The organism is Blastomonas sp. (genome assembly GCF_041747255.1).
In the GTDB taxonomy this organism is placed as follows: domain Bacteria; phylum Pseudomonadota; class Alphaproteobacteria; order Sphingomonadales; family Sphingomonadaceae; genus Blastomonas.
Map to the genome: position 1 here is coordinate 1 of NZ_JBGTFM010000184.1, position 10,938 is coordinate 10,938.

The window sequence follows — 10,938 nt, forward strand, 5'->3', positions numbered from 1 at the left end:
GTGGTGGCCAGCGCCGAGACCGCGACCTCGCGCGCCGCCATCGCCGGGATCAGCGCCAGCGCGATGTCGCGGCTGAACCCGATGGGGGCGACGACCGGCTCAAGCACGCCCGCAATCCGCCCGGCGGCGGAATAATCGAGCTGGCTCAAGCCGCTGCCCGCAGGGGCCTGCGGATAGGTGAGCAGCAGCCAAAGCCCGATCGTGACCGCAAAGATGATCGTGCCGGCGCGGCGCAGGAACAGCCATGCGCGCTGCCACAGGCCAAGCGCCAGATCGGTAAGGCGCGGCATCTGGTATTTGGGCATTTCCATCAGGAACCCGCTGGCACCGCCCTTGGCAACAGTCGAGCGCAGCACCAGCGCCACCACCATCGCGCCAATGATGCCAAAGACATAGAGGCCAAACAGCACCAGCCCCTGCATGCCGATGCCCGGCCCGACGGCGGTTGACGGAATGAACGCGGCAATGATCACCGTGTAGACCGGCAGCCGCGCCGAACAGGTCATCAGCGGAGCGATGAGGATGGTGGTCAGCCGATCCTTCTCATCCGATATGCTGCGCGTGGCCATGATGCCGGGGATTGCGCAGGCGAACGATGACAGCAACGGAATGAACGAGCGCCCCGACAGGCCCACGCCCGCCATCATCCGGTCCATGATGAACGCTGCGCGCGCCATATATCCGGTCGCCTCCATCAACAGGATGAAGAAGAACAGGATGATGATCTGCGGCAGGAAGACCACGACCGAGCCGACCCCGGCGATCACGCCATCGACGACCAGCGACCGGAAGAAACCTTCCGGAATCACAGCGCTGGCGAGATCGCTGAGCGCCGCCGCGCCTGCCTCAAGCGCATCGGCAAAGGGACTGGCCCAGCTGAACACCGCCTGGAACATGATGAACAGCAGCGCAAACAGGATCAGCGGCCCGGCGAACCGATGCAACAGCACGCTGTCGGCGCGGTCTGACCAGCGGCGGCTCTGCGTTTCCGAAACGACAGCGCAGTGGGCGATGGTTTCGGCACGGCGACGTCGCGCGCGCATCTCTGGCTCGCCCAGCGGGGCATGCGGTACCTGCTTGTTGACGATCACCGCATCGAGCGCGGCGGCGAGCTCGATCATCCCCTTACGGCGCACTGCGACGGTTTCGATCACCGGCACGCCAAGATCGGCCGCCAGCCGCCTGGGGTCGAGTGTCAACCCGTCGCGCGCCGCCAGATCGACCATGTTGAGCGCGACCACGGTGGGCAGACCAAGCGCGAGCAGCTCAAGCGCGAACACGAGATGCTGGTCGAGGTTCGCCGCATCGAGCACGATGATCAGCGCGTCGGGCTGGCGTTCGCCCGCCTGACAGCCCATCACGACATCGCGGGTCACCGCCTCATCAGGGCTGGTCGGGTCGAGACTGTAGCTGCCGGGCAGATCGATCAGCTCGCCGGGGCGACCATCGGCAAAGGCGAAACGGCCCGATTTGCGTTCGACCGTCACCCCGGGATAATTGGCGATCTTCTGCCGCGCGCCGGTCATCGCGTTGAACAGCGCGCTCTTGCCGGCATTGGGGTTGCCGACCAGCGCGATCAGCGGCTGATGCCGGGTCATGATGGCTGTCTCATGCAGGCTGACCCGGCGGGTGCAAGGTGATCGCACGGGCATGGACGCGGCGGATCGCGACGGTCATCCGGCCTATCGAAAGAGCAATCGGATCACGGCCGAAAAAGATACCGCGATGGCGGATGCTCACGCAAGCGCCTTCGTCTATGCCCAGCGCACGCAGCCGCTTGCCCTCGTCGTCGGGCAGAACGCTCCAGTCAATCGCGGCAATTTCCGCGTGCTGGCCATTGGGGAGTTGATCAAGCAGCATGTTGGTGTTGCGAACCGCTATCAATATCAGTGGTGCAACGCCAGACAATTATGCGGTTAACATGGCTGTGGGTTGAGCGGGCGCTCAGCGCGCAGGATAGCGCAGCCGTCCCAGGAACCGGCTGAGGCTGATGCGCTCGCCCTTGCCGGTGAATTTTGCCTTGGCCTTCTCAAACTGCATGACGTTTTCGATGCGTCGCGCCAGAAAACCATAGGTGTCCTGAAACTCGGGGCTTTCATCGTCGAGAAAAGCCATCAGCGTCGACCCATAGACGCCGGAGAGCAAGGTGCGCTTGGTATAGTGATTGTAGTCGGTCGCGGTGTCGCCGGCCAGCCGCCACATCAGGTCTGCCGTGCGCCACGAGAGTTTCGCACTGCGCGCCAGATTGGTTGGCATCGCCAGAATCGCCACCGCGCGGCGCAGCGCCTCGCGCTGGTGGGTCACCGCCTGAAAGCGAAAGGCGACCAGGCTCTGGATGCGCTCGCGAATTTTCATCGTGGCGACGCGCTCGGCCGGGAACGTCTCAATCATCTGCGCATCGATGTGGCTGATCCACGCCTCGATCATGTCGACCGCGCCGGCATCGAACGCCAGTTGCGCCAGCCCGGCATCCACGCCTTGCGCTGCAGCTGCGGCATCGCGCGCGGCATCGGTCCAGCCATCAAACACCGCCTCATCGGCAATGAACGGCGGCAGGAACAGCCGCACATCGTCAATCGTCGGGTCAACAGGGAGCGAATCGAGTCGGGCTGGATGATACATGGGCGTGCGTGCCTCCTTATCCATGCATTTAGGCGCTACGGCGTCCAAGTTAAAGCATAGCCGCCAATTTGATGGCGCATGGCGGCAGGAGGCGGCGCTTCAGCCCTTACGAAGACCGCGCGCGATCAAATCATTGGCCGCAGCCGCGACCGCATCGACCGGCTGGTCCTCGTTCCACACCCCAAAGCGCAACCCCAAAAACACGTTCATCCCCATCACCGCCCAGGCGTGCAGTTCGCTCACATCCTCACGAATCTCGCCCGCCGCAGCGCCTGCCTGCAAGCGCGTCAGGATGCGCGACGCGGTCGTCTCATAATGCAGCCGGTAGCTGTCTGGATCGACAAATTCCGCCTCGTCGATGATCCGGTAGATTTCCTTGTGTTCGCGCGCGAACGCGAGAAATCCCTGCAGTGCTGCCTGCTCGCGGCCGAGCGCGCTGGTTGCGGCCTGCATCGCGGCGGACGCATGACGCCCGACCTGCGCCGACATATCCTGCACCAGCGCCCGGAAGATCTCGTCCTTGGAATCGAAATAGGTGTAGAAGCTGCCCAGCGCCGTCCCCGCCCGGCGGGTGATGCCGCTCACCGAGGCTTCGTGGAAGCCGCGTTCGCCAAATTCCACCGCAGCAGCATCGAGCAGCTTGCGCAAAGTGGCGCGCCCGCGCGCGGTGCGCGGGGTTTTGTCGGTCTTGTCAGACGCATCGGCAGGCAAGTCGCTGCCCGGTGACTGTGTCGCCATGATCCACTCCCACTGCTGGACATGATGCATGCACGCCACACATCTGCCCGATTCGCTCCGCTTTGTCTGCCCTGATCAGGATTAGAGTTGAAAGCTGGTTCAACTTTCACTAATGCAACGTCATGCCAGACGCAAGGCCGGTCGAACACGAGCCGGAACAGCATGGCCCGGTCAGGATGCATGGGAGGATTTCAAGATGACATCATTTGGGTTTACCCGGATTTCGCCAGCGCGCACCGCGCTGGCGCTTGGCGTTGCCGCCGCCGCATTAACCGCCGCGCCGTCGGCGGCGCTCGCACAGGATGCGCAGGAAGAGCTTGAGGCCACCAGCGCCGAGGGCAACGTGATCGTCGTGACGGCGCGTCGGCGCGCGGAAAACCTGCAGGACGTGCCGATCTCGATCAGCGCCTTTTCCGCCGAGCGGCTTGAGAATCAGGGCGCGCTCGATCTCACCGATATTTCGCAGATCACCCCCAACACCACACTGGAAACCTCGCGCGGCACCAACTCCACGCTTACCGCGTTCATTCGCGGCGTCGGGCAGCAGGATCCGGTGTCAGGCTTTGAGGCAGGGGTCGGCATCTATCTCGACGATGTCTACCTCAACCGTCCGCAGGCCGCTGTGCTCGATATTTATGAGGTCGAGCGGATCGAGGTGCTGCGTGGGCCGCAGGGCACGCTCTATGGCCGCAACACGATCGGCGGCGCGGTCAAATATGTCACCAAGATGCTGCCGCAGGAATTCAGCCTGAAACTGCGCGGCAGCTATGGCACCTTCAACCAGGCTGATGGCGTGGTCAGCGTCTCGGCACCGATTGGCGACATCGTGCGCGCAGGGGCCTCGTTTGCGCGGCTTTCCCGCGGCGGCTTTGGCGACAATCTGGCCATCCCCGACCTCGAAAACTATAACAAGGATGTGTACGCAGGGCGCGGCACGCTGGAAATTGGCGGCTATGGCGCGCCGGTGATGATCCGCATTTCGGGCGACTATACCCGCGACAAGTCTGATCCGCGCAACGGTCACCGGCTAATCCCCGGCCTCCTCAGCGGCGCACCGGTATTGCGCAATGTTTTTGATACCCGCGCTGGCCTCAACGATCCCAAACAGGACGTCGAAGCTTATGGCCTTGCGATGAACATTTCAGCTGATCTCACCGACACGCTGACCTTCCGCTCGATCAGCGCATGGCGCAAGGATGACAGCTTTACGCCGATTGATTTCGACGCCCTGCCCGCGATCGATGTCGATGTTCCCGCGCTTTATCGCAACGAACAGGTCAGCCAGGAATTCCAGCTGCTCTATGAGGGCAGCCGCCTCAAGGGCTTGGTCGGTTTCTATTATCTCGATGCCAAGTCTACGACCACGTTTGATGTGTTGCTGTTCACCACAGTCAATAACCTCAATGCCTTTACCGCAGGCGATGTGCGCACCGACACATGGTCGGTGTTTGGCGATTTCACCTATGATTTTTCCGATCAGTTTGCGGTCTCGCTCGGCGGCCGCTATACCGTCGACAAGCGCAACTCGACGATCCTGCGCCAGACCAAGCTGGGCCGCTCGGCAGAATTCGGCGGCACGCCCATCATCCTGGCCACCACCTCCACCTTTGAAGGCGATGCACGCTTTACCGATTTCAACCCGCGCGCCTCGGTCAGCTTCAAGCCGAACCGCGATCACCTGCTGTTCGCCAGCTACTCGCAAGGCTTCAAGGGCGGCGGCTTTGATCCACGCGGCCTGTCCACCGCCGCACCCGATCTCAACCGCGATGGCGTGCGCAGCCGTGAAGAGATTTTCGACTTCCTGAGCTTTGAACCCGAAACGGTCGACAGCTATGAACTGGGCTGGAAGGGCAGCTTTGCCGACAATGCGATCAACATCGCAATCACCGGCTTTTATGCTGATTACACCAATGTGCAGGTGCCGGGCTCGGCCGGGTTCGATTCGAACGGCGACGGCGTCAACGATACCTTCATCGGCATCACCACCAACGCCGCCAAGGCCGAATTCAAGGGGCTTGAGTTTGAAGGCAATGCCGTGTTCGCGCGCGACTTTGCGGGCAGCGGATCATTCGTCAGCCTGAACGGCACGCTGGGTTACATCGATGGCAAGTACAAGCAGTTCATCGATGCGCGCGGCATCGATGTCGCTGATCTGCGCCGCATCCAGAACACGCCCAAATGGACATCGTCGGGCACGCTGACCGGGGCCCTGCCTGCCTTTTCGGGCATGCTGACCGCATCGACAACGCTGAGCTACCGCAGCAAGGTGTTCCAGTTTGAAGTGCCCAGCCCGTTCCTTGACCAGAATGGCTTTGTCCTGTGGGATGCAGCGCTGATCTGGCGTGATCAGGACGACCGGTTCAGCTTCGGCATCAATGCCAAGAACATCCTCGACAAACAGTATATCGTGTCGGGCTATCAGTTCCTCAGTGTTGCCCCCGACGGCACACCGCTGCGCAACGCGGCGGGCGGGCTGATCCCGACGCTGGGCAGAGAAGGCATCGCCACCGCGTTCTACGGCAACCCACGCCAGGTGTTCGTGACCGCAGGCGTGAAGTTCTGATAAAAAAAGCCCTCTCCCCTTCAGGGGAGAGGGTTGGGAGAGGGGGGTGCGCTGTCGCTTGCCCCTCTCTGCTGCGACTAGGCGGCAAGCCGCCAAGTCTCGCGTCTCTCCCCTGAAGGGGAGAGAGCTTAGAATTACCGCTCCCGCGCGGCGCTGAACGCAATCTGCGGGTTTTTTTCCTGCTGATAACCAATGTCCCAGGCGGATCGCGCCATAAACACCGGGTTGCCGTCGCGATCCTTGGCAAGATTGTTCATCGATATACGCTTGAACGCCTCAATCACCTCGGACGTGCCGGTGATCCAGCGCGCGGTATCGAACGGTGCCATTTCCAGCACTGCCTCGACCTTGTATTCGGCCTCCAGTCGGCTGATCAGCACTTCGAGCTGCAGCTGTCCGACCACGCCGACGATCCACTGGCTGCCGATCTCGGGGTAGAACACCTGGATCACGCCTTCTTCTGACAAATCATCGAGCGCCTTGCGCAGCTGCTTGGTCTTGGTCGGGTCCTTCAGCTGCACGCGGCGCAGGATTTCCGGTGCGAAATTGGGCAAGCCAGTGAAACGCACGTCGTTTTTCTCTGACAGCGTATCACCCACCCGCAGCGTGCCATGGTTGGGGATGCCGATGATGTCGCCGGGCAATGCCTCGTCGGCAATCTCGCGGTCCTGCGCGAAAAACAAGATCGGTGAATGCACCGCGATCGGCTTGCCATGGCCCGATGGCACCAGCTTCATGCCGCGCTTGAACGTGCCCGAGACCAGCCGCATAAAGGCGATACGGTCACGGTGCTGGGGGTCCATATTGGCCTGCACCTTGAAGATAAAGCCGGTGACGTCCTTGCGCGTCGGCTCGACGGCCTCAGGCTGGGCGGGCTGGGCGCGCGGTGGCGGGGCGTGATCGGCGATCGCGTTGATCAGCTCATCGATGCCGAACTGCTTGAGCGCCGAACCGAAATAGACCGGGGTCAGGTCACCGTGGCGATACGCCTTCAGGTCAAAGCTCGCATAGCCGCCCTGCGCCAGTTCAGCCTCGTCGGTCAGCCGCACATGCGCCTGCGCGCTCAAAACGTTGGCCAGCGCGGGATCATTGACCCCGGTGAACTGTGCGACGCTGCCATCGAATTCCCGCGATGGACCGCTGGGTTGCATCAGATGGTTGCGCACCAGATCATAAACCCCCTCAAACTGTCCGCCCATGCCGACCGGCCAGCTCATCGGGCAGACATCGAGCGCCAGCGCATCGGCGACCTCGTCAAGCAGCTCGAACGGGTCGCGGCCTTCGCGGTCGACCTTGTTGACGAATGTGATGATCGGAACCGACCGCAACCGGCACACCTCGAACAGCTTGCGCGTCTGCGGTTCGATGCCCTTGGCGGCATCGATCACCATGATCGCCGAATCGACCGCGGTCAGTGTGCGATAGGTGTCTTCGGAGAAATCCTCGTGCCCCGGCGTATCGAGCAGATTAAAGGTGATGCCCTGCCGCTCGAAGGTCATCACCGATGAGGTGACCGAGATGCCGCGCTGCTGCTCGATCTTCATCCAGTCCGATCGCGCGCGCCGCGCCGCGCCGCGTGCCTTGACCTCGCCGGCCAGATGGATCGCCCCGCCGGTGAGCAACAGCTTTTCCGTCAGCGTGGTCTTGCCCGCATCGGGATGCGAGATGATGGCGAAGGTGCGGCGGTTGAGGGCGATCATACAAGTCTTTGCTGGTGTCTGGGTGTAACAAGGCCGGGCAGTGCCTCTGCCCTAAGCAGGTGCAGCGGCTTGTCAAATGGCTTTCGGTGCTTGAGATGATCCAGGCTGCGCGCCACGACTGGTGGAGCCGAGGGGAATCGAACCCCTGACCTCGTCATTGCGAACGACGCGCTCTCCCAACTGAGCTACGGCCCCTGTCTCCGGTCAGGCCGCTGTCATAAAGCTGGCTGCGGCGCAATTCCAGACCCAATTTGAGGTTGACGCAAGCGCCCGCCACGCCGACCGTATGTCAGCCGCCCGAATCTGGCGCGAGCACCGTTTGCAGCGTCGGCGGTGGCAAGAGCTGGCTGCTCACCGGACTTGATACAGACTGGTCTGCGGCCATGGCACCCGGCGCAGCGCGCATTTCGGGCGAGCCATAGAGCGCGATCCAGCGCTGCAGATCGCTCTGATAGGATTCATAAACGGCGTAAAAGCGGTCGAACACGCCCTCAAGCTGGGGAAGCGCGCGCCCGGCAAAGCCGACCAGCTCGGTTGATGGCAGCGCGGCCGCCTCCTGGCCGAGCACCAGCGCAGCGTTGCAGAAATCAGCCTTTACCGGAGGGAAGGAGAAGAAATTGTAGACCTGCGTGTTCTCGGTATCGCGGATGCGGGCGGATTCGGCACCATGCATCTTGCGATACTTCGCCTCGACCACCTTGTTGACCCGATCAAGCTCACGCCTGTGTGTTTTGAGAAAGACGTTATAGTCATCGGTGATCCGGTAATGTTCTGCGTTCTGGCAGTTGAGCGCGGCAACGTTGAACGCAGCGCGGAAATACCACAGCTTTTCATTGTCATCGATGTCGCGCATCGGCGTTTCGCGCAGACCATCGGCGCGCAGCGCGGGGACGGCCATTGCCAGCATCGCGTTGGAAGGTGGTGCGGGCATGCGCGGCGGCGCCACCACGACCGGCGGCGGTGGCGGGGGCAGCACCGCGACCGGCGCCTGCTTGGCACCGCATGCCGACAAGGTGATGGTGAGGCCAGTGATGGCCGCCACATATAAAATGTGGCCTGCACGAAAACGCGCCATGTCGTGTGTCTCCTGGTGCAACGCGCAGTTTCACGTCGCAATTTTGCGTTGGCGCAATTCTATGCCTGCAAAATGCCGACCTCAACACCAAAAAATTGTCACTAAACGCCTCAAACCGCCAGAATCATCCTCCTGAGCGCCAGAGCGAGTCTCTGGCGCGCCGAATGGAACGCCGCCAGTCTCCGCCAGACATGAAGAACCCGGCAGATCGCTCCGCCGGGTCTGAGTTATCCTGCGCTATCGAGGAACAATCAGTCGTTGTTCCCCATGATGCTTAGCAGCGCCTGGAACATGTTGATGAAGTTGAGATACAGGCTGAGCGCACCCATAATGATGACCTTGCCCATCATATCGCTGCCTGCGACATGCGCGTAGGTGCTCTTCAATCGCTGGGTGTCATAAGCGGTCAACCCTGCGAAGATCAGCACGGCGGCATAGCTGATCACCATGCCCATCACCGAGCTTTGCAGGAAGATGTTGAGCACGCTGGCGACAATCAGTCCGACAACGCCCATGATCAAAAAGCTGCCCCAGCTGCTCAGGTTCTTCTGCGTGGTATAGCCATAAAGGCTGAGCGCCGCGAAGGCGGCGGCGGTCGAGAAGAACGCCAGCGCAATCGTTTCACCTGCATAGACCAAAAAGATGGTCGACATGCTGAGGCCCATCAGCGTTGCAAAGCCCCAGAACATCGCCTGCAAGGTGATGGTCGAGAACTTGTTCATGCCAAAGCTCATCGCAAACACGATCGCCAGCGGCGAGAAGATGATGACATATTTCATCAGCCCCGGACCGCCCATGATCTGCAGCGCCATGCCCGACTGGGCAAACAGCAGCGCGACAACACCAGTCAGCAAAATGCCGCTGGTCATGTAGTTATAGATGGAAAGCATGTAGGACCGCAGCCCGGCATCAAATGCCGCGCCGTCCAAGGTGCCCGGTTGCGCGTTGATCGATCCAGGGCGGAGCCTGTCCGTCATGCGTGGATCAAAACGGTCTGCCATCAAAAAATCTCCTTTGCCCGGTGTCTTTCCCGGATATTGTCAATATCGCCCTTTTCTCACCGATTTTCAAGCGAAACCGTTTTTGTTGAATAAGGCTACTGTCTATCCAATGTCTTAATGATGCGCTTGTTCCTTGCCCTTGTGCCGCCGCCCGTGATTTGCCAGCAGCTGCTGCTGGCGATGGGCGGCCTGCCCGGAGCACGTTGGCAGAATGAAGCGCAGCTGCATGTTACGATCCGCTTTATCGGCGAGACGGATCGGCATGTGGCAGACGCGCTGGTTCTTGCCCTGTCGCGCGACCGCCTGCCCGCGATATCGGCGCGCCTCGATGGCTTCGGCCATTTCGAGCGGCGCGGGCGGATCGATCAGCTTTGGGCAGGCCTTGCCCCGCGCGAGCCATTGGCCGCGCTGCAAACCCGGCTGGACCGGCTGTGCGTGGCGTGGGGGATGGAACCAGAGGGCCGCAGGTTCGTGCCGCATATCACGCTTGCCCGCTTCACCCGCACCCACGCGCCCGATGTGCACAGGCTCGCCAGCTGGCTGAGCGACCAGCCGCCAATGACCAGCGCGGCGTTCAGCTTCGACCGGCTGCTGCTGATAGAGAGCATATTGGGGGCGGAGGGGAGCAGCTATGCACCGGTGGCGGAAATCGGGATGCGGGATTGAGCAGTGGCGCTATCTCGCAAGCCTTGGCAGAACGGCCCTTAACTTTGCTCGGGACAGACGGATGGGGTGATGAACGGGGAGAAGGCGGCGCAGTGAGGAAGACACCACCCCCTCCCGCGTTCCCGAGCGAAGTCGAGGGACGTATGCGCCCGCTACGGATACCACTGGAAAACCACGGGTAACGCTAGCCTAACCGATCTCCATCATCATCCCCGGCCGCAACCTCGGCAGCAGCGCCAGCATATCCGCACGCGCAATCGCAACGCATCCCTCGGTGGAGCGCGTATCTTGTGGCCTGGCCTCATCCCACAGGTGAAAGAAAATCGCGCTGCCCGCGCCGGACATCGGCGGCGCATCATTGTGGCCGAGCACGATGATCACATCGTAGAGCATGTCGGCGCGCTGCAACGTCTCTGCGCTGAAGGCGTGCGGCAGGCGCACCGGGCGGTTATAGGCCGGGTCCACCGGGTCATCCGACCAACCATCGCCCGGCCCGGTCCAGCGCCATGGCAGCGCGAAACCGGATGGCGGGCTGGCGCGTCCGGGGCGAAACAGCGCCGCGCGGATCGGCCA

Annotated in this window: 10 protein-coding genes and 1 tRNA gene; 2 read left to right on the forward strand and 9 right to left on the reverse strand. The window is 62.0% G+C overall.

Annotation, left to right across the window (positions count from 1 at the left end; genetic code table 11):
- The 4 genes from ACEW8G_RS06450 to ACEW8G_RS06465 form a co-directional block, all read right to left on the reverse strand.
- On the reverse strand, positions 1-1,598 hold a 1,598-nt coding region (locus tag ACEW8G_RS06450; protein ID WP_373487613.1), incomplete at its 3' end, for a ferrous iron transporter B.
- 10 nt (positions 1,599-1,608) lie between these two features.
- Positions 1,609-1,860, reverse strand: coding sequence for a ferrous iron transport protein A (locus tag ACEW8G_RS06455; RefSeq protein WP_373487614.1), 252 nt, complete (start codon positions 1,858-1,860; stop codon positions 1,609-1,611).
- Between the two features lie 84 nt (positions 1,861-1,944).
- Positions 1,945-2,622, reverse strand: coding sequence for a COQ9 family protein (locus ACEW8G_RS06460; RefSeq protein ID WP_373487615.1), 678 nt, complete (start codon positions 2,620-2,622; stop codon positions 1,945-1,947).
- Between the two features lie 99 nt (positions 2,623-2,721).
- Complete coding sequence (locus ACEW8G_RS06465) at positions 2,722-3,360, reverse strand: TetR/AcrR family transcriptional regulator (RefSeq protein WP_373487616.1); 639 nt, start codon at positions 3,358-3,360, stop codon at positions 2,722-2,724.
- Positions 3,361-3,556: 196 nt separating this feature from the next.
- Here ACEW8G_RS06465 and ACEW8G_RS06470 point away from each other — a divergent pair, with 196 nt between their 5' ends.
- Positions 3,557-5,923: a TonB-dependent receptor gene (locus tag ACEW8G_RS06470; RefSeq protein ID WP_373487617.1), complete on the forward strand. Its 2,367-nt coding sequence runs from the start codon at positions 3,557-3,559 to the stop codon at positions 5,921-5,923.
- A gap of 134 nt (positions 5,924-6,057) precedes the next feature.
- On the opposite strand, the gene ACEW8G_RS06475 is transcribed toward ACEW8G_RS06470, so the two are convergent.
- From ACEW8G_RS06475 to ACEW8G_RS06490, 4 genes are all read right to left on the reverse strand, one after another.
- Positions 6,058-7,623, reverse strand: coding sequence for a peptide chain release factor 3 (locus tag ACEW8G_RS06475; protein ID WP_373487618.1), 1,566 nt, complete (start codon positions 7,621-7,623; stop codon positions 6,058-6,060).
- A 119-nt stretch (positions 7,624-7,742) separates the two neighbouring features.
- Positions 7,743-7,818: transfer RNA gene (locus ACEW8G_RS06480), tRNA-Ala, on the reverse strand.
- 94 nt (positions 7,819-7,912) lie between these two features.
- The gene (locus ACEW8G_RS06485; RefSeq protein ID WP_373487619.1) at positions 7,913-8,698 is read right to left on the reverse strand and encodes a hypothetical protein; all 786 of its coding nucleotides are present in this window, start codon (positions 8,696-8,698) and stop codon (positions 7,913-7,915) included.
- Positions 8,699-8,949: 251 nt separating this feature from the next.
- Positions 8,950-9,699: a Bax inhibitor-1/YccA family protein gene (locus ACEW8G_RS06490; RefSeq protein ID WP_373487620.1), complete on the reverse strand. Its 750-nt coding sequence runs from the start codon at positions 9,697-9,699 to the stop codon at positions 8,950-8,952.
- Between the two features lie 117 nt (positions 9,700-9,816).
- Between ACEW8G_RS06490 and thpR the strand changes: the two genes are divergently transcribed.
- Positions 9,817-10,365, forward strand: coding sequence for an RNA 2',3'-cyclic phosphodiesterase (gene thpR, locus ACEW8G_RS06495; protein WP_373487621.1), 549 nt, complete (start codon positions 9,817-9,819; stop codon positions 10,363-10,365).
- 189 nt (positions 10,366-10,554) lie between these two features.
- Here the strand turns inward: thpR and ACEW8G_RS06500 are convergent.
- Positions 10,555-10,938: L,D-transpeptidase (locus ACEW8G_RS06500; RefSeq protein WP_373487622.1), on the reverse strand; the 384-nt coding region annotated here is incomplete at its 5' end.